Source organism: Lentilactobacillus fungorum, from assembly GCF_016860605.1.
Classification (GTDB): Bacteria; Bacillota; Bacilli; order Lactobacillales; family Lactobacillaceae; genus Lentilactobacillus; species Lentilactobacillus fungorum.
Genome location: NZ_BNJR01000004.1, coordinates 154,488 through 174,445 on the forward strand (window position 1 = coordinate 154,488; position 19,958 = coordinate 174,445).

The 19,958-nt window shown below is 41.6% G+C and carries 20 protein-coding genes and 1 riboswitch; of the genes, 19 read left to right on the plus strand and 1 reads right to left on the minus strand.

Annotated elements, in window-relative coordinates:
• Positions 1-3: 3 nt before the first annotated feature.
• From xerD to YK48G_RS00905, 14 genes are all read left to right on the plus strand, one after another.
• Positions 4-891 carry a site-specific tyrosine recombinase XerD gene (gene xerD / locus YK48G_RS00840; protein WP_203628811.1) on the plus strand — a complete coding sequence of 296 codons (888 nt, stop codon included), beginning with the start codon at positions 4-6 and terminating at the stop codon, positions 889-891.
• A 12-nt stretch (positions 892-903) separates the two neighbouring features.
• Entirely contained in the window at positions 904-1,269 is a 366-nt protein-coding gene (locus YK48G_RS00845; protein ID WP_203628812.1) for a reductase, read from the plus strand.
• Positions 1,259-2,008, plus strand: coding sequence for a segregation and condensation protein A (locus YK48G_RS00850; RefSeq protein WP_203628813.1), 750 nt, complete (start codon positions 1,259-1,261; stop codon positions 2,006-2,008). Before YK48G_RS00845 ends, YK48G_RS00850 begins: the two co-directional genes overlap by 11 nt.
• Positions 1,995-2,585, plus strand: coding sequence for an SMC-Scp complex subunit ScpB (gene scpB, locus YK48G_RS00855; protein ID WP_203628814.1), 591 nt, complete (start codon positions 1,995-1,997; stop codon positions 2,583-2,585). The genes YK48G_RS00850 and scpB overlap by 14 nt, the downstream gene beginning before the upstream one ends.
• The gene (locus tag YK48G_RS00860; protein ID WP_203628815.1) at positions 2,586-3,314 is read left to right on the plus strand and encodes a pseudouridine synthase; all 729 of its coding nucleotides are present in this window, start codon (positions 2,586-2,588) and stop codon (positions 3,312-3,314) included.
• 43 nt (positions 3,315-3,357) lie between these two features.
• Positions 3,358-3,478: riboswitch (FMN riboswitch) on the plus strand.
• A gap of 82 nt (positions 3,479-3,560) precedes the next feature.
• The gene (locus YK48G_RS00865) at positions 3,561-4,145 is read left to right on the plus strand and encodes an ECF transporter S component (RefSeq protein WP_203628816.1); all 585 of its coding nucleotides are present in this window, start codon (positions 3,561-3,563) and stop codon (positions 4,143-4,145) included.
• Positions 4,146-4,250: 105 nt separating this feature from the next.
• Positions 4,251-5,303: a helix-turn-helix domain-containing protein gene (locus tag YK48G_RS00870; protein WP_203628817.1), complete on the plus strand. Its 1,053-nt coding sequence runs from the start codon at positions 4,251-4,253 to the stop codon at positions 5,301-5,303.
• Positions 5,293-6,744 carry a RecQ family ATP-dependent DNA helicase gene (locus tag YK48G_RS00875; RefSeq protein ID WP_232365237.1) on the plus strand — a complete coding sequence of 484 codons (1,452 nt, stop codon included), beginning with the start codon at positions 5,293-5,295 and terminating at the stop codon, positions 6,742-6,744. The genes YK48G_RS00870 and YK48G_RS00875 overlap by 11 nt, the downstream gene beginning before the upstream one ends.
• A 65-nt stretch (positions 6,745-6,809) precedes the next feature.
• A complete protein-coding gene (locus YK48G_RS00880; protein WP_203628818.1) occupies positions 6,810-7,448 on the plus strand; it encodes a LysM peptidoglycan-binding domain-containing protein in 639 nt (212 codons plus the stop codon).
• 54 nt (positions 7,449-7,502) lie between these two features.
• The gene (cmk, locus tag YK48G_RS00885) at positions 7,503-8,186 is read left to right on the plus strand and encodes a (d)CMP kinase (protein WP_203628819.1); all 684 of its coding nucleotides are present in this window, start codon (positions 7,503-7,505) and stop codon (positions 8,184-8,186) included.
• A gap of 76 nt (positions 8,187-8,262) precedes the next feature.
• Positions 8,263-9,501 (plus strand): 30S ribosomal protein S1, encoded by a 1,239-nt coding sequence (rpsA, locus tag YK48G_RS00890; RefSeq protein WP_203628820.1) that lies wholly within the window; start codon positions 8,263-8,265, stop codon positions 9,499-9,501.
• A 122-nt stretch (positions 9,502-9,623) separates the two neighbouring features.
• Entirely contained in the window at positions 9,624-10,931 is a 1,308-nt protein-coding gene (gene der / locus YK48G_RS00895; RefSeq protein ID WP_203628821.1) for a ribosome biogenesis GTPase Der, read from the plus strand.
• Between the two features lie 202 nt (positions 10,932-11,133).
• Complete coding sequence (gene hbs, locus YK48G_RS00900; RefSeq protein WP_203628822.1) at positions 11,134-11,409, plus strand: non-specific DNA-binding protein Hbs; 276 nt, start codon at positions 11,134-11,136, stop codon at positions 11,407-11,409.
• A gap of 68 nt (positions 11,410-11,477) precedes the next feature.
• A complete protein-coding gene (locus YK48G_RS00905) occupies positions 11,478-12,740 on the plus strand; it encodes a tetratricopeptide repeat protein (RefSeq protein ID WP_203628823.1) in 1,263 nt (420 codons plus the stop codon).
• A 19-nt stretch (positions 12,741-12,759) separates the two neighbouring features.
• Here the strand turns inward: YK48G_RS00905 and YK48G_RS00910 are convergent, their stop codons facing one another.
• Positions 12,760-13,644: a YitT family protein gene (locus YK48G_RS00910; protein WP_203628824.1), complete on the minus strand. Its 885-nt coding sequence runs from the start codon at positions 13,642-13,644 to the stop codon at positions 12,760-12,762.
• A gap of 743 nt (positions 13,645-14,387) precedes the next feature.
• On the opposite strand from YK48G_RS00910, the gene YK48G_RS00915 reads away from it, so the two are divergent.
• From YK48G_RS00915 to fakB, 5 genes are all read left to right on the plus strand, one after another.
• Positions 14,388-15,596: a CCA tRNA nucleotidyltransferase gene (locus YK48G_RS00915; RefSeq protein WP_373300127.1), complete on the plus strand. Its 1,209-nt coding sequence runs from the start codon at positions 14,388-14,390 to the stop codon at positions 15,594-15,596.
• A gap of 3 nt (positions 15,597-15,599) precedes the next feature.
• Positions 15,600-17,501, plus strand: coding sequence for an ABC-F family ATP-binding cassette domain-containing protein (locus YK48G_RS00920; protein ID WP_203628825.1), 1,902 nt, complete (start codon positions 15,600-15,602; stop codon positions 17,499-17,501).
• Between the two features lie 21 nt (positions 17,502-17,522).
• On the plus strand, positions 17,523-18,473 hold the full coding sequence (locus tag YK48G_RS00925; RefSeq protein ID WP_284692000.1) for a thymidylate synthase: 951 nt from the start codon (positions 17,523-17,525) through the stop codon (positions 18,471-18,473).
• 11 nt (positions 18,474-18,484) lie between these two features.
• Entirely contained in the window at positions 18,485-18,970 is a 486-nt protein-coding gene (locus YK48G_RS00930) for a dihydrofolate reductase (RefSeq protein WP_203628826.1), read from the plus strand.
• Between the two features lie 96 nt (positions 18,971-19,066).
• Positions 19,067-19,915, plus strand: coding sequence for a DegV family protein (fakB, locus tag YK48G_RS00935; RefSeq protein WP_203628827.1), 849 nt, complete (start codon positions 19,067-19,069; stop codon positions 19,913-19,915).
• The last annotated feature ends 43 nt before the right edge of the window (positions 19,916-19,958 follow it).

Below are 19,958 nucleotides of genomic sequence, written 5' to 3' on the forward strand. Positions count from 1 at the left end.
ACCATGATTGATGAAGTAATGGACTATATTCACTATTTAAGAGTTGAACGGGGATTGGCAGAAAACACTTTAACGAGTTATCGACAGGATTTGATGGCAGCTGTGACGTATTTTCAGAAATCAACGGTTAACTTCAATCAAGTCGATCAGTTTTTAATTTTAAATTATCTGGAACTGTTGCAAAATCAAAACAAATCCCGAAATACCGTAATCAGGACGGTTTCAAGCTTAAGAAGATTTTTTCAATATTTAGTCCAATTTGGCATCATTCAAGAAGACCCAATGCTCAAGGTGGATTCGCCTAAAAAAGCCCAAAGTTTACCAGATGTGTTATCTGAACAACAGGTAAATCAGTTATTAACCGCGCCAGATACGACAAAGCAGCTTGGTATCCGTGATCGGGCGATTTTAGAGACTTTGTATGCGACCGGTTTGCGAGTAAGCGAGTTGATTAACCTCAAACTCGTTGACCTGCATCTATCAATGCACTTATTGCAGACGATTGGTAAGGGAGATCGGGAACGAATTGTGCCAATTAGCGATGTTGCCATTGAGTGGCTGACGCGTTATCTACAAACTACCCGGGTTAAGTTATTAGTGAAGCGGCCCAATACCGACTTTGTTTTCTTAAATGCTCATGGCAAACAGTTGACGAGACAGGCAATCTGGCAACTAATCAAAAAATATGTTAACCAAGTTGGCATTCGAACGCACGTTACCCCGCACACCCTGCGGCATTCCTTTGCGACCCATTTATTAGAAAATGGGGCTGATTTGAGAATTGTTCAGGAATTATTAGGCCACGCCGATATTTCAACGACTCAAATTTACACCCACATTTCACACCGACACTTAAAAGAAGTCTACGACAAGTTTCATCCCAGAGCTTAGCGAGGTCAAAAAATGTTATATCAGTATCGAAAAGATTATGAAAAAATTGCCATGGGGCTGTTTTCGCTTGTTTCCGAACTGCAAAACATGGATTTAGTCACCCAAGAAATGAATTGGTATGATGATCAAGACAACCGGATGATTTACCTTTGGCGGGATCAAAATGATAACTGGTCTGGATTGGTTGGGATTGAACTACGGGGCCGTCAATTATTAATTCATCAACTGGTGTTAACGCCGCAAAGCGTTGACCAGCGAAATTATAATCAGTTATTAAACGAGCTGCAGGCGTTATATCCAAAATATACAATCATTGGCGGCTTTGATAACAAAACAATTTGCGCCAAATGGGAGCAGTCAAAAAATCATGCTAGATAATAAGCAGCCGGAACTTCATTTAACGGACTTTGACGGGCCATTGGAAGTCCTTTTGCATTTAATTCAGGAATCAAAGATGGATATTTATGATATCCAGATTTCTCAGATTACGGCTCAGTACATGCAGTATATTTATGATGCGCAACAGCTCAATTTAGAGATTGTTGGTGAATACTTTGTGATGGCTGCCAAATTAATGGTGATCAAATCAAAAATGCTATTGCCAAGTGACGAAGCAAGCAATGCTGAAGAGCCAATTGAAGACCCGCGAGAAGCACTAGTCACTCAACTGTTGAATTATCAACGATATAAACTAGTAGCCGGCCAATTAAAACAACTTGAAAAAAAGCGGCGCCAAAGTTTTACTCGGGCTGAATTGTCGATGGCCCCTTCAAAGGAGGAACTTTTGCGGCCATCGCCCTTTAATGCTTTGGACTTGATGGCCAGTTATGTGGATGCTTTGAAACGCTTTGGATATAACCAGCCGATGTCAACGACGATTCATGAATGGGAGTTTACGATTGAAAGCCAGTCTGAATTGGTGAGAAAGCTGCTACATCGATCAAAGACCCCTGTTTCATTCGATCGATTAATTCGGCGAGCCCATAAAGCAGAGGAAGTGGTGACCGACTTTTTAGCTATTTTGGAAATGGCTAAGTACCGTGAAATTACGTTAAAACAAGATCAACTCGATCAATCAATTCAAATTGGGAAGGGGCCAGCATATGACCGTGAGTAATTTAGCAAAAATTGAAGCCTTACTATACGCTGCTGGTGACCAAGGAATTACGCTCAGAGAAGTTGCCCAACGAACCGCGCTTAGTACGGCCGCGTGCCGGCAGTTGATTGAACGGATTACAGAACAGTTTGCTAGTAACGGCGATTGTGGCCTCCAAGTGCTTGTAAGTGACGACGTTTATCGGCTTGGAACTAAAGATTCCTTGGCGGACTTGGTCAATGATTATGTCAACGATGCCAAGCCCCGGGTTCTTTCCCAAGCGGCCTTGGAAACAATTGCCATTATTATGTATAACCAACCAGTTACTCGAATTGAGATTGATGATATTCGCGGTGTTAATAGCTCAGCCATCATCCATCGATTAATTAATCAAGGGCTTGTTGAAGTGGCCGGGATTCGCCAAGAAGTTGGCAACCCCAAAGAGTACCGGGCAACCAATTTTGCATTAGACTATTTTGGTTTACACTCGATCAAGGAATTACCAGTATTGCCAAGCGATGAAAAATTAGATGATAATACAAGTGATGCCTTATTGACTCGATTTAATAAGGAAATTAACCATGATAAGGAGGACTAAATGAACGAACGTTTACAAAAAGTGATTGCCCACGCGGGAGTCGCATCCCGGCGGAAGGCAGAAAAATTAATTACGGCGGGACATGTCAAAGTGAATGACGAGGTCGTCAAAGAACTCGGAACCAAAGTTAGCGCCAAAGACATCGTCAAAGTTGACGAAGTGCCGATTTCAAAGGAAGCCCCAGTTTATTATTTATTATATAAACCTCGTGGCGTGATTACAGCAGTGAGTGATGACAAGCATCGAAAAACAGTGGTGGACATTCTAAAAGAGGTCCCTCAACGAATCTATCCAGTTGGCCGACTTGATTACGATACTTCCGGCTTGTTGCTGCTTACTAATGACGGTGACTTGGACAATCGATTGACCCACCCCAGATATGAAGTTGAAAAAACATACGTTGCCAAAGTAAAGGGGATCGTTTCAAACGATGATTTAAAACAATTGCGAACCGGAGTGGTGATTGATCATCGGAAAACGGCCAAAGCGAAAACCAAATTGATTCGAACTAACCAAGAATCGTCAATTGTCTCACTTACGATTCATGAAGGTCGTAATCATCAGGTTAAAAATATGTTTGAAAAAATTGGTCATCCCGTTGAGAAGTTGAGCAGAGAAACGTATGGATTCTTGGATCTGCATGGCCTCCAGCCTGGTGAATACCGAAAGTTGCGACCGCATGAGGTCGAGGAATTAAAGACATTAGCGATAACCGATACAAAGCGTTGACAATTTGTAAGTTTCTGATATATTGTAGGTAAATAAATAATTGGTTTATCTTCAGGGCAGGGTGTAATTCCCGACCGGCGGTAAAAGTCCGCGACCGTGAGCAATCACGTTGAACTGGTGTGATTCCAGTACCGACAGTAAAGTCTGGTATGCAGAAGATTAATTTTGCTACATTTAGAATGCCCTGATAAGTTATTATCAGGGCATTCTTTTTGAAGATTGACCATTGAGGAGAGGTCTTTTTCAATGGAAAATAGTGGTCGTAATCACCAACTCATCACAACCCGGCTTGTTGAGATGTCGGTGTTAGCTGGTTGCTCATATGTTTTGATGTTCTTTTCGTTTCCAATTATTCCGATTGTGCCATATATGAAAATTGATTTTAGCGATATGCCAATCCTGATTGGAGCCGTTTTGTTTGGCCCGGTCGGAGGGATGACGATCGCAGGGTTGAAATCCATTTTGTATTGGGTCACAACGGGCGCGTCAATTCCCGGTCTGATCGGGGTTGGGTCTTCGTTTATTTCGTCGGTCGTACTCATCTGGGCTTTTTATCTGGTTAATCAAGTTGCTTCAAAGCTTGGTGGGGTTAAAAAGGTGATACTTGTTATTGCGACGATGGCGATTAGTTTGGCAATTGTAATGTCGGCATTGAATTGGGCGGCGGTAATTCCGCTTTACATGAACGTGATTGGGTTGAAGCTTAGTTTGCCGCTCGCAACCGTTATTATGGCTGGAGTTGTGCCGTTTAACTTAATTAAAGGCATTGTCGTTGGTGGCTTGTTTTATGCCATTAAAGGCAAATTTTTGCCACGTTTGCGAATTAAGTAATTTCAAAACGTCAATCGATAAAATCGTATATAATAATTATATTGAATTATCAATGAGCTGTTTCAAAACAATTGTTTTGGTTCAGCTTCTTTTTTAGGAGAAAAAATGGAATTATCAACGTTATATATACTATTTGGCGATTTGACCCAAACAAGGCGGGCTAAAGCACTCAAAAATATTTTAGCGGGTAGGCGAACCGTCTCTAATTTATATTGGGCACTGGAATACGATTTGCTGCCTTACTTCGGGGCGCTCCGTGATTTCAAGCTCGGCGATGAGAAAAACGCGCTTGATCGATTAGCTCATCTCGGCTTGATCGTTTTGACTGATCGTTTTTCGTTTCAATTGACCAATCAAGGTCGCGACCAACAGGTCAATCTGCTGAAATTATTGCCCCCAATTAAAAAGCTCACAATTGCCGCCCAAAATGACGTCGTCAGATTTTCTAGTCGGTTTATTTTTGCGACCCAAATCGTTTCAGAGTATAGTTATTCGAATAAAAGGTATTATCCACAGACAATTGGCTTTTTTGACGACCAACTCATTAAACGGTGGTTTATTCAAAATAAACAGCGACAGTTGCCGAATTATTTTCAGGAATTGCTAGATCGTTTCTTAACCCAGCTACATGACGATCTGCTCGCCGAAATTTTTATCCAGAGTCTAACGGGGCACCACTTCTCCGGCGAAACTGAAGACCAATTAAGCGCTAAAATGGGGGTGCCGCCGACGATCATTCAGTTGCAGTGGTTAATGCTTTATGCCGATTTGCTGACACGGGTGCAACAAATCCCGACGAGCCCTCTCAAACTCTTGCTAGTCGGATTGGCAAGGTCGCCAATGGCCAATAGTACCAACAAAACATTGATAATGTATCGAAATACTGATTACACGCCTGAGCAAATTGCGTCACGTAGACGAATCAAACTAACCACGGTTTATGAGCATCTCTTAGAAGCGGCGATTGTGTTGCCGGTAAATCAATTTCCGTTTTCGCGATTATTAGCCGAGCCAACCAAGCAAGCCTTGGAATCCCATCAGCCGTCAATTATTGGTGAATGGGCGTTCAAGGAGGCTAAAGCGGCGATTCCTGATTTATCATTCTTTGAATTTAGGCTGTTTCAAGTTTTAGATAAGAAGAGGAAAAATGATGATTGACCTTGAAGAACAATTGCATCGGTATTCGGATTTTAAATCATTTAGGCCTGGTCAAAAAGCCGTTTTAACTCAATTACTCAATCATCATGACACCCTGGCAGTGTTGCCGACTGGTGGTGGTAAAACCTTGCTATACCAGCTATATGGCGCGATCACTAAGCAGCGCGTGATCATTGTGTCACCGTTAATTTCACTCATGCAAGATCAGGTTAGCCGGCTTCAGTACTTGGGATCAAAACGCGTGATTGCGATCACTTCGGCAATGGCGTTTGAAGAACGCGTCGCCATTTTGGCGCATCTTAACCAGTATCAATTTATTTATGTGTCGCCGGAAATGCTCGCTAATGCGACTGTGTTAGCCGCTATTTCTCGACAAGAGACGGGGTTACTAGTAGTCGACGAAGCGCACTGCATTTCAGAGTGGGGACCGGATTTTCGCCCGGATTATTTGAAGCTGCGAACGATTCGGAAGCAATTGGGCAATCCGCTGATTTTGATGATGACCGCGACGGCTACGAAAGCAACTCGAACAGATATTTTGGTTAAAATGGGCTTTTCACCGGAAAATGTTGAACAAGTCATTATGCCGACTAACCGGGCAAATATTTTTTTGAGTGCCAAAATTTGCCTTAACCAAAAAGAAAAAAATCAGGTACTTGTTGATTTGGTCAGTCAGCTAAATGGAGCTGGAATTATTTATTTCTCCAGTAAAAGTCAAGCGGAACAAATGGCTGCAACCTTAACCCAGCAAACTGGCAAGCGGGTCATGGCCTATCATGGTGGCATGGCTAATCAGCGACGATTCCGAATTCAACAGCAGTTTATGAATGATGCAATCGAGATTGTCTGTGCTACCAGCGCGTTTGGGATGGGAATTGATAAAGCTAACGTTCGTTATGTGATCCATTACCATCTGCCGGCAAACATCCAAAGTTATGTACAAGAGATTGGCAGATGCGGTCGCGACGGCCACCAAAGCTTGGCAATTTTACTCTATGAACCAAACGATCAGTACTTACAGCTGAACTTAATGGCCGCAACCATTCCGGAAAATCAATTATTAGCGCATTTGTACCAACATCCCAACCAGCTAAGTCAAAACGATGCGTTTCGAGTGATCAAGTATTATTATGATAATGGCAAATCATTCGAACAGGCGACTCAAATCTTTAATCAGGCCAAATTAAGGCGCCAGCGTGAATTAAATACGATGATTCGCTATATTTATACGACTGGTTGTCGTCGTAAGCTGTTATTGCAATATTTCGATGAAACCATCCACGATTTAAACCCGGATTTGTGCTGTGATTTTCATACAGATTTTTGGGGGCATTGGCAATCATTCAATCAACAATATTTGATGCAGACGCAATCAGTCGAAAAAAAACCGTTAAATGACTGGCGGGCAATCCTTGATCGATTGTTTTTATTAAAAAATTAAGGGAAGTTTGCCGTAAATGATGATAAAATGGGAATGTCTATATTCCAGATGAGGGAGGGGATCATATGAATACAAACGACCCACATAAACGATCAGATGATGATCAGCCATGGAATCAAACATTCTCTGAAGATCGTGATGAAAATGGTCATTTATCTCGAGTTCAGTTGCGTAAAGAAAGCCAAAGTCATCATCTAATTACGATTATTTTAGTTGCATTGATTAGTATTGTCGCATTGGCTGCCCTAGCATATGGCCTGATCCGTCAAAGTGCGACTAAAAGTGATTCAAAACAATCAGCAGCTCCCAGGGTCGTACGCCAGGAAAGTGCAAAAAAAAAATCCTCAACAGATCAATCTAAGGTAACCCAGAAAAAGGCGAAGCGTTCATCAACAACTGCCAAGCAATCAGATGATGATCAGCAAGCGTCAGTGACTACCGCCAAGCACGCGGCAAAAACGGCTACAGCAAATAAACAGTCGGCGGCGGCCAGTTCAACAAGTCGACCGCAAACTGCAAAGCAAGCGTCACAACAGTCATCATCACAAGTGACAACTGGCCATAAGTACGCAACCGTCAAAGCTGGTCAGGGATTATATCGAGTTGCGGTCAATCACGGAATCAGTTTGAATGAGTTGTTACAGCTGAATGGGTTGACCACAAACTCTGCAATTCATCCTGGTCAGCGGTTAAGGGTCAAATAACGTCAGCGATCATCAGGTCGTTACGAAAATTAATGTTAAGTTAGGAATGTTATCATGCATAAAAATGGATTACAAGTTGCAATTGATGGACCGGCATCCGCTGGTAAAAGTACCGTTGCCAAATTAGTCGCTAAACAGTTTGGCTATATCTATTGCGATACAGGCGCAATGTATCGGGCAATTACTTTAAAGGCGTTAAAAGAAGGCATTTCGCTGGATGACGCGGCGACAATTGCGCAATTAACTCAAGCAACTCAAATTTCGTTTACCCCTGATGAAGGTGGTCAGCGGGTCTTTATTGATGATAAGGAAGTGACGGAAGCTATCCGTCAAGAAGACGTCACTAATTCGGTTTCGGCAGTCGCCGCCATTCCAGCAGTTAGGGCCGAATTAAGCGATCGCCAAAAAGTGATTGCAAAAGACGGTGGCATTGTCATGGATGGTCGAGATATTGGCACGGCTGTTTTACCCAATGCAGAGGTTAAAATCTTTTTGGTTGCCAGCGTTAAAGAACGGGCTCAACGGCGTTATAAAGAAAATATTCAAAAAGGAATTAATACGCCGCTTGATGAATTGCAACTTGAAATCGAAGCCAGGGACTACAAAGATTCCCATCGAAAGGTTTCTCCACTTACTAAGGCTAAGGATGCTGAGGAAATTGATACGACGTCGCTTTCGATTCAAGAAGTTGTCTCCAAGATTGCAAATGTCATTAATAATAAATTGAATGATAAGTAATTGGTCAATTGACTGGTAATCTTAGCGATTTTAAGATAAAATTATGATTAGAGTTGTTTCAAGGAGGAATTGTTTGATGAGTGAAAATGCAAATAATGATAAAAACGATCTATTAAACGCTTTAAATAGCGTTAATGAAGTAAAAGTAGGCGACGTTGTCACCGGTGAAGTTTTGGCTACAGATGATAATCGACAATTAATTGTTGGTATCGAAGGTTCCGGTGTCGAAGGCGTTGTTCCTGAACGTGAGCTCGCATCTTCACAAAAGTTTGATGATATCAAGCAAGGTGACAAGCTTAAGTTAGTTGTAACATCAAGAATTGGTAGCGATAAAGAGGGTGGCAGCTTTGTCCTTTCCTCTCGTCAATTAGAAACACGCAAAGTTTGGGATGAATTAGCTGAAAAATCCAAGAATGATGAAACCATTACTGCCAAGGTGTCTCAAGCCGTCAAAGGCGGTTTGGTTGTAGACGCTGGTGTTCGTGGCTTTATTCCAGCTTCCATGATCTCCGACCATTTTGTGGATGATCTTAATCAATTTAAGGGCCAAGAACTTGAATTGAAGATTATTGAAATTGATCCAGTTGAAAATCGTTTGATCCTTTCACACAAGGCAATTGTCCAAGCAGAAAAAGCTCAAGAACGTGAAAAGTTAATGGAAACCTTACACGAGGGTGACGTTGTTGAAGGAACCGTTGCTCGGTTAACCAGTTTTGGTGCCTTTGTTGACCTTGGGGGCATGGATGGCTTGGTTCACGTTTCTCAAATTGCTTATGAACGGGTTGATAAGCCTTCAGACGTTCTTAAAGTTGGCCAAAAAGTTAAGGTTAAAGTTCTTTCTGTTGATTTTGACCGTAATCGAATTTCACTTTCAATTAAACAAACTCTTCCAGAACCTTGGGACGGAATCGAAGAAAAAGCACCTGTTGGCAGTGTCCTTGAAGGAACAGTTAAGCGATTAGTTGATTTTGGGGCCTTCGTTGAAGTATTTCCAGGCGTCGAGGGACTGGTTCACATTTCCCAAATTTCACATGAACATATTGCAACTCCTGGGGATGTGTTAAAAGTCGGTGAAAAGATTCAAGTGAAAGTTTTGGATGTTGATCCTGAAAGAAAGCGATTGGCACTTTCCATTAAAGCTTTAACTGATGCACCTGCAGAAGAAAAGCCAAAAAATGATGCACCAAAACGTGCCGCACGCAAGCCACGTCAAAGTTCTAACAATAATAATGCGCCTGAAGAAGAAACTGGGTTTACATTAGGCGATATCATTGGTGACGAACTCAAAAAGCACACCGATGACGATAACAAATAAGCTTATCGGCTAAATTAAATTAATTTTATATCAAGGAACAATAAAAGTGGATGGTGACAAAACCAAGCGTTTGTCCCAGCCACTTTTCTTTCTGAATACCCAAGTAAGGGAGGTTATTTAATATGGCAATGCCAACAGTGGCATTTATCGGCCGACCTAATGTCGGTAAGTCAACCATCTTTAACCGGATTGCTGGTGATCGGATTTCAATTGTTGAAGACACCCCGGGAGTTACGCGTGACCGAATTTATTCACATGGTGAATGGCTAACAACGAAGTTTGCAATGATCGATACGGGCGGAATCCAAATTAGTGATGCTCCGTTTAGTACCCAAATTAAAAGTCAAGCTGAAATTGCCATTGATGAGGCTGATGTGATTGTCTTTATTGTGAGCGGTAAAGAAGGGGTGACCAGAGATGATGAACAAGTCGCCAAAATCCTTTATCGTAGCAATAAGCCAGTTGTCTTGGCAGTTAACAAGGTCGATAACCCTGAAAACCGTGAAAATATCTATGACTTTTATTCGCTAGGATTTGGTGACCCGATGCCAATCTCTGGTGTCCATGGTTTGGGAATCGGTGACTTACTGGATAAGGTCGTTGAGGCGTTTCCTAAAGTAGACGACCAAATCGATAATGATGATATCCGATTTAGCATTATTGGCCGGCCCAACGTTGGTAAGTCATCGTTAGTCAATGCAATTTTAGGTGAGGATCGCGTTATTGTCTCAGACATTGCTGGGACGACTCGTGACGCAATTGATACGCGCTTTGAAGCTGATGGGATTAAATTTACCATGGTGGATACGGCCGGCATTCGAAAGCGCGGCAAAGTCTATGAAAATACAGAGCGCTATAGCGTCATGCGAGCTATGAAAGCAATTGATCAAAGCAGCGTTATTTTGTTTGTTATCAATGCCGAAGAGGGCATTCGTGAGCAGGATAAAAAGGTTGCCGGATATGCCCATGAAGCTGGAAAAGCGATTATTACCGTGGTGAATAAATGGGATACTTTAAAAAAGACCAATCATACGCAGCAAGATTTTGAAACGCTTATTCGAAATGAATTCCAGTACATGGCTTATTCACCGATTATTTTTGTCTCGGCGGTTACTAAGCAACGAATTGAAAAATTACCGCAGCTGATTAAGCAGGTTTATGACAACCACGAAAAGCGCGTTCAATCTTCGGCGTTAAACGATGTGATTATGGACGCCGTGGCCGTTCACCCAACGCCGACTGTCAATGGCAAACGGCTGAGAATCTATTATGCAACTCAAGTCAAGGCCGGGCCGCCAACGTTTGTCGTTTTTGTGAATAATCCGGATTTGATGCATTTTTCATATGTTCGGTTTTTGGAAAACCAAATTCGTGAAAATTTTGACTTTTCTGGGACCCCAATTAAAATCATCAAAAGAAGCCGAAAGTAAAGCATTTAGCTCAATTATGACAATCTTGTGTTAATTAGGCGTTTTTGACCACTAAATTCTAATAAAACATTGCAATGACGGCGTTCTTATGCTATCTTGGAACAAGAAATGATACAAAATGTATTATTTTAGCAATTCTGATTCCAGCGAATCAAGTTTGTGATGTTTTACATACCTATCTTCGAGGGAGGTGAATACACTCATGGCAAATAAAGCAGAATTGGTAAGCAGCGTTGCTTCTGCAACCGGCTTGACTAAAAAAGATGCTACAGCAGCTGTGGATGCCGTATTTGATTCAATCCAAAGCAGTTTGGCAAATGGTGACAAGGTTCAATTGATCGGCTTCGGTAACTTTGAAGTACGTCAACGTGCTGCTCGTAAAGGCCGCAACCCACAAACAGGTCAAGAAATTCAAATTCCTGCAAGCAAAGTACCAGCTTTCAAACCTGGTAAGGCGCTTAAGGATGCTGTTAAATAATATTCATCTGTTAAGCCAGAACGGCATTTGTCGGGCTGGCTTTTTTGATACCTTAATGGAGGACTGCTATGACTTATTCACAAACGGCCTTGGATCAGCTTGAAGGCGGCCAATTAGAAGCATTCAAGCAATCGTTTCAATTGGCTTTAAATCATGACGACGATGATATGCTGTACTCACTGGCAGAAGAACTTTATTCGTTGGGATTTTCAACCTACTCAAAGACTATTTACGAAAAACTGCTCAAGAAATTTCCATCAGATGATAATTTAAAAATTAATCTTGCAGAAATTGCAATTGATGATGACCACGACGATCAAGCACTTAACTATTTATCTCAGGTTACAAAAGATTCCCCCGAATATGTGCGTTCCTTGCTTGTCTCAGCAGATTTATACCAGACTCAAGAGCTATTTGAGATTAGCGAGCAAAAGCTCTTAGAAGCGCGAAATTTGGCGCCTGATGAACCAGTTATTTTATTTGCGCTGGCTGAATTTTATTTTACGACTCGAAATTATCGCAAGGCAATTAATCTTTATTTGACGCTTATCAAGTCTGGTACTCTTGAAATGTCTCAAGTAAACTTAGTCGAACGGTTAGGGGTTTCGTATGCCGAAATTGGTAAATTTGAACAAGCAATTGGTTATTTAGAGCAAATTAAACCAGTGAATATGAATAGCGATGTCAAGTTCGAGTTAGCCTTTACTTACTTTAACTTAAAGGATGACCAAAAAGCCGTGAAAGCCTTCGAAGACTTGCGCGATTCTGATCCCCAATACAGCTCGTTATATCCTTATTTAGCCGATGCTTTGGTTCGCTTAAAGCGGGTTGATGAGGCATTGAAGGTGATTCAAGAAGGGATTGCCATCGACCAATATAATGAAAAAATTTGGCAGAAGGCTGGCCAAATTGCTCAAATGGCCGGCCAAGAGGACCTATCTCTAAAATACCTTCTAAAAGGCCGAGAAATCGCTCCTGATGACATGGAAATCTTAACTTTAATATCTGACTGGTATATTGCTCATGAACGTTACAGCGACAATTTGACGCTTTTAGAACCAGTTGTCGAAGATCAGGTGTTTGATGCTCATTTAGCCTTTAATTTAGCTAGGTCGTATCAGGCAGTTGGTAAGACCAAATTAGCCGCTAATAATTATGAAACGGCTGCCCATGAATTGGGAGACAATCCGAACTTCTTGAAACATGCGGCTTTATTTTACCGAGAAGCTGGCAACATCACTAAAGAAAAAACTTATTTGAAAAAATATATTGACTTGGTGCCGGATGATCTCGAAATGGCGTCGATGTACGATGAAGACATGAATATCTAAAAAAAATAAATAATAAGCGTTATAAAATTCGGAATTTCTTTGGCCGTTTATAAGTAAAGCCTTCACCAATTGCTTCGTTAACGTTGATGATTGAAATAAAGGCTTCTTGATCGATGGATTCTACTAGTTGTTTTAAACTGTGGAGTTCACTGGGCGAAACAACACAGTAAATGACTTGCTTGGCATTATGCGAGTAGCCACCCTCAGCATTTAGGAAAGTTACCCCGCGACTTAATTCGTCTTGGATTGCGGTGGAAATAGCGTTGGATTCATTACTAATAATTATAATCCCGCGAGCTGTATAAGCTCCTTGCTGGGTGAAATTGACAATAACGGAAAAAATCCATACGTAAATCAACGTGTAAGCCATTTGCCGAACATCCAAGTAAATTAACGAAGATAGCAAAACAATGACGTCAATGGTTAATAAAGTTTGCCCCATTTGAATACCTTTAAATCGCTCGAATAAACGGGCAACAATGTCAACACCACCGGTAGTTCCCCCAAAGCGATAGACAATCCCACAGCCAAAGCCGCCAAAAAGTCCGGCGCCAATTGCCGATAGAAGTAAGTCGTGTTGAATATTAATCACAATTGGAACCCGCTGCCAAACCCACAAAAAGATTGCCAGCATGATCGTACCATACAGCGTGTAAAACATATCTTTTTTGCCAAGAAAACGATAGCCGATAATAAACAGCGGAATGTTAACCAAAATAGTCGAGTAGGCAGGATCGAGGTGAAATAAGGCCCTTAGTATCAAGGTGATCCCCGTTACGCCGCCGTCTGCTAGGTGGTTGTAAATGTTAAAGAAGACAATACCAAATGAATAAATTGCAGTTCCCAGCGCAATGATGATTAAATCGATTAGCGAAATGTTTAAATGAAATTGTTTTTGTGCCATCGTTTTTCCTCCTAAATAAAGTGAGCGGAGCCAGGCGCTTAGAAAGCGGAGCGTAAGTCTCCTCTAACGAAAATTCCCGGTTTTGGAATTTTTGTTAGAGGTGCTTACGTGTAGCTTTCTGCCTGGCGTAGCTGTCCTACAAAGTGAGCGAAGCAAAGCGCTTAGAAACTGGAGCATAAGGCATCTTGACCAGAAATCCCGGGTTTGGATTTTTGGCCAAAATGTTTTATGCGGAAGTTTCTGCTTTGCGCAGCTGTCCTAAAAAAAGTGAGCGAAGCAAAGCGGTTAGAAGTCGGAGTGTAAGTCTCCTTGGCGGGAAATTCCCGGGCCTGGAATTTTTCGCCAAGGTGCTTACGTGCAGCCTTCTGCTTTGCACAGCTGTCCTAATAAAGTGAACGGAACAAAGCGATTAGAAATGGCATCTAAGCTGGTCTACCGGGCTTAGGTTTGGGGATAAGTCAGCTTAGATGCAGTTTTCTGTTTTGCGCAGTTATCCTAAAAAATGACCGAAACAAAGTAATTAAAAAGCAGTGCATAAAGTCCCCCAGCCGGAATTTCCGGGCTAGAAATTTTTAGCGGAGGTGCTTTCATGCAGCTTTCTGTTCTGCAGCGTCATCCTAAAAGTCCCGAGTTATCATATCAATTTTACGTCTAAATTGGCAATCTTGGCGACCCCTTTTTCATCTGGTGATAATTCTGGTAAAATTGATTACGGACTAAATACAAAATGGATGGCGATTATCGTGAAAATAAGCAAGATTCCAAACGAATTTCAAGAAGCCCTGCCAATTCTTCGAAAGATTGAACAGGCCGGCTTTGAAGCATACTTTGTCGGCGGTTCAGTTCGAGATACACTCTTGGGACGGCCTATTCATGATGTCGACATTGCTACCAGTGCTTATCCAAGCGAAGTCAAAAGTCTGTTTCGGCGGACTGTCGATACCGGCATTGAGCATGGAACGGTGATGATTTTGGATCACGGGACTGGATATGAAGTAACAACTTTTCGAACGGAATCCGGTTATCAAGATTATCGGCGGCCGGATCATGTCAAATTTGTTAGATCACTTAAGGAAGATCTTAAACGCCGAGATTTTACGATCAACGCGCTGGCAATGAGCGAAAACGGTCAAATTACCGACCTATTCGGTGGCTTGGCAGACATGGCTGCCCACGTTATTAAAGCCGTTGGTGACCCTAATGAACGCTTTAACGAGGATGCGCTGCGAATGATGCGAGCAGTCCGGTTTGCAAGCCAATTGGATTTTAAAATCGAAGCCAACACTTTAGCCGGTATTTCGCGGCATAGCCAACTACTGGAAAAAATTGCCGTTGAACGAATTCATGCTGAATTTGTCAAAATGATGATGGGAAAAGATGCCAAGCGCGGACTGGATCTAACCCTAATCACGAATTTGTATCGCCATATGCCCGGTTTTGCTTCAAAAAAAGCCCAACTGCAGGCGATTGCCACGACTGGATTTTCGGTTCAAAATGAGGTACAGGTTTGGGCCCTGCTAGCCTTTTATTTCAATGATCATTCAGAACAAATTAAACGATTTTTAAAAGCATGGAAATCTGCGAATCAGGTGATTGAAGATGTTATACTAACTACTGAGTTACTGTTTAAGATGACGGCAGATGACGTTTCAAATTGGGATTTATATCGAGCCGGTCAAAGGAATGTTCAAAATGCCGTTACAATTTTAAATGCTGGTGGCACAACATCGTTTTCCGATTATTTAAACGATTACGATCAACTACCAATTACCAACAAAAAACAACTTCAGATTACTGGCGGCGAACTCATCAAAGCTGGGATTTTATCGCCCAGCCCACTTTTGGGTCAAACACTCAATTATCTGGAAAAAGCCGTCGTGCAGGCAGAAGTTACCAACGAAAAACAAGCACTGATCGCGGCAGTCAGCCATTTTGTAAATGGAGATGATTAATTAATGGAAACAATGCGGGTTGAAGGACTTACCAAGACGTATGGCGAAAAGACCCTGTTTGATCAGTTAAACTTTATGATTAATGAGCACGATCGGATTGGCTTAATTGGTACAAATGGCAGCGGTAAAACATCATTATTAAACGCCATTTCTGGGGTTGACCATGATTCAAGCGGCCAAATTATCACGTCCAAAGCATATACGATTGGTTATCTAACCCAGGATCCCGAATTAAATAATGATTTATCGATTATGGATGCAGTTTTTTCAGGTTCTCAGAAGGTTTATCAGACCATCCGCAACTACGAACAGGCACTTAACGCTTATTCGATTCATCCAAACGACCCGGCTGCTTTGAAACGCTACACAAAGGCTGAGGCGCGAATGAATGAGGAAGATGCTTGGAATGCTCAAAGTGATGTTAAAACAATTTTAACCCAGCTAAAGATTGATGATGACCAACAAAAAGTAGGTGACTTATCTGGTGGTCAACGGCGGCGAGTTGGTCTTGCTCAAGTGTTGATTCAATCGCCTGACTTATTATTACTTGATGAGCCAACTAACCATTTGGATTTTGACTCAATTGATTGGCTGCAAAATTATTTGGCTGGTTACAAAGGTTCTTTGATTGTCGTCACCCATGATCGCTACTTCTTGGATCAAGTGGCTAATAAGATTTGGGAACTTTCCTTTGGCAAACTCTATGAATACGAAGGCAACTACCAGGACTACGTTGCCCAAAAAGCAACTCGGGTTCAAGGGGCCATTGAAGCCCAACATAAAACGCAGCAATTGTATAAAGCTGAATTGGCATGGATGAAAACGGGGGCTAAAGCGCGATCCACTAAACAGCAAGCCCGCATTAACCGGTTTAATGATTTAAAGAAAAATGTGAACACCTTGCAGCTAGACCAAGATGTTGATATTTCACTTGGCCAGACGCGGCTGGGCAAAGAAGTTATCAATATCAAAAACGCTAACTTAACGATCGCCAATCAAACGATCCTAAAGAATTTTGACTTATTGGTTCAGCCAAATGAACGAATTGGCATTAGCGGTGAAAATGGAGCTGGCAAGACCAGTCTTTTAAACGTCATTGCGGGTCGCCTTAAATTGGATTCTGGTATCATAAAGATTGGCGAAACTGTTAAAATGGCGTATTATACTCAGTTAACTGAACCCATTCCAGAAGATAAGCGGGTGATTAACTACCTAAGTGAAATCGGCCAGCAGGTGACTGATAAAGAGGGTCAAAAGATCAGTGTGACAGAATTATTGGAACAATTTTTATTCCCACGGTTCATGCATGGAACCCTGATTCGTAAATTGTCTGGTGGCGAAAAGCGACGGCTGTATTTATTGAAACTTTTGATGCAGCAGCCAAACGTTTTGTTACTGGATGAGCCGACTAATGATTTAGACATCGCCACGCTAACGGTTTTAGAAGATTATATTTCTAAATTTCAAGGAACGGTTATCACGGTCTCTCATGACCGGTATTTTTTGGATAAGGTGGCCGATCGGTTATTAATTTTTGATGGCGATGGGGTGATTGAAGAACATCGTGGCCGATTTAGTGATTATTTGACTAAAAAGCGTCAGTTAAACAAACAAAAAAGTCGAAATGCTAAGCCCAAGCCAGCTAAACAACCAACCACCAATGATGCCGCTTCCCAAAAACCGCAAAAGAAAAAGCTAACCTATGCCGAGCAGTTAGAGTACAGTCACATTGAATCGGATATTGATAAACTTGAAACACAGCAAAGTGATATTGACAAGCAAATGCAGTCAAATGGCAGCGATTATGATAAATTAGCTGACTTGCAGGCTCAAAAAGATCAATTAGAATCAGAAATTGACCAGAAAATTAAACGTTGGGAATATTTGAGTGAGTACGCTGAGTAATAAAGTAAAAGGAGAATTGCCATGTTAGAAGATGCCTATTTAACCCTTGAAAAGTACGTTTTGGAACACGGCCACCAAAAGTCAGACCGCACCCACACAGGAACATTAAGTACGTTTGGCTACCAAATGCGATTTGATCTTTCAAAAGGGTTCCCCTTGTTAACAACTAAAAAAATCCCATTCGGACTTATTAAAAGCGAATTACTATGGTTCTTAAAGGGCGATACCAACATTCGTTTCTTGCTACAACATAAAAATCATATTTGGGATGAATGGGCCTTTGAAAAGTTTGTAAATTCATCGGATTACACCGGTCCTGATATGACTGACTTTTCACATCGAGCACTCAAAGATCCCGCCTTTAATCAAGTGTATCAAGAACAAAAGCAGTTATTTTGTCAACGAATCCTAGACGATGAAGACTTTGCTAACAAATATGGCGATTTAGGTTTGGTTTATGGTAGTCAGTGGCGAGCTTGGAAAACTTCAACGGGACAAACTATTGACCAGATTCAAAACGTGATTGAACTTATTAAACACCATCCGGATTCTAGGCGAATGATTGTATCCGCTTGGAATCCAGAGGACGTGCCAACAATGGCATTGCCACCGTGTCATACGCTATTTCAATTCTATGTGGTGGATGGTAAGTTAAGCTGCCAGTTGTATCAACGGTCAGGGGATATTTTTCTTGGCGTGCCTTATAACATTGCTAGTTATTCATTGCTCACTTCCTTGATTGCCAGGGAATGTGGCTTGGAGGTTGGCGAGTTTGTTCATACCTTGGGCGATGCTCATATTTATGATAACCATATTGAACAAGTCAAAGAACAGTTAACCAGAAAGCCAAAGGATGCTCCTCAATTATGGTTAAATCCAGATAAAAAGCAGCTGGCTGATTTTACGATGAAAGATATCAAAGTCAAAAATTACGATCCTTATCCGGTTATCAAAGCACCGGTTGCAGTATAGGGGGTCGTTGCATGATTTCATTTATTTGGGCAGAAGATCAAAATGGTCTCATTGGGGCTAATGGTCAGCTGCCTTGGCATTTGGCTGATGACATGAAGTATTTTAAACAAACGACGATGGGCCATCCAATTGTGTCTGGTGCCCGAACTTTTAGAAGTTACAATCGGCCATTGCCAGGAAGGGAAAACATTGTGGTTTCTAGGCAGCATGACTTTCCTGAAGGCGTGGTCGTTGTATCCTCGATAGCTGATCTAAACCGATTAATCACAGCCAATCCAGGGCAAAATTATTTTGTTACGGGCGGCGCCAATTTATTTTCACAATTATTAACCCAAGTTGATCGGCTTTATCGGACTAAAATTGCGCATTCATTTACTGGGGATACTTATATGCCCACAATTGATTACACCAACTTCGAATTGGTTAGCAGCATCGACGGTGTTGTAAATGAACAAAACCCCTACCCCCATGTTTTTGAAGTTTTTGAACGAAACTGACCCTTCAAAATGAATATGTCAGTTAATCGCAAACTCTGATATAATAATGTTTGGGTTAAAATAATTATTAATTTTGTAAAGAAACGAGTGGCTTAAATGGCAAAAGTAAAAATTGTGACGGATTCATCAGTGCAACTTTCTGACGAAGAAGTTAAGCAATATGATATTACCGTAGTGCCTTTGACTGTCATGATTGATGGCACTGTTTATGTTGAGCGTGATACGATCAATAATGAACAATTTGTGCCCAAAATGTTGGCAGCAAAGGATCTACCAAAGACTAGCCAACCACCTGTTGGTAAGTTCATCGAGGCGTTTGACGAAGCGGGAAAAGACGGCAGTCAAGTGCTGTGTATTAATATGCTTCAAGCGATTAGTGGAACCGTTCATGCAGCCGAACAAGCCGCAACTCTCAGTAAAAGCGATGTAGAAGTTGTTGATAGCGAATTTACGGATCGTGGTTTGTCTTTTCAAGTCCTTGCGGCTGCTAAATTAGCTCAAGAAGGGGCCGATCGCCAGACTATTTTGAATACAATTGCTAAGATCCGGCAAAACACAAAGCTTTATCTTTGCGTGATGACGCTTGATAACATTGTAAAAGGCGGCCGTCTTCATCCGATTGCCGGGGCAATTACCAACTTTTTGAATTTGAAATTAGGGCTCCAAGTTGCTGACGGCAAGTTGAAGGTTATTTCAAAGGGTCGCGGTGATAAATCACTACGGAAATTCTTTGGTAAAATCATTGATGACATGAAGAACACAAAGGCCATCAAGATGATTGGGGTTTCGTATGTAACCGAAACAGATGTTTTAAAGGACACTGTTCAACAACTCAAGGAACTCTTCCCAGATGTGCCGCTATATTATCGGACAACGTCTCCCATTATTGCGACACACGTTGGTCGGGGTGGTTTTGCTTTGATTTATTACAGTGATCCAGATTAAAATAAACTGACTATTACAAAAGGGCTGAGACAATTTTGCTATG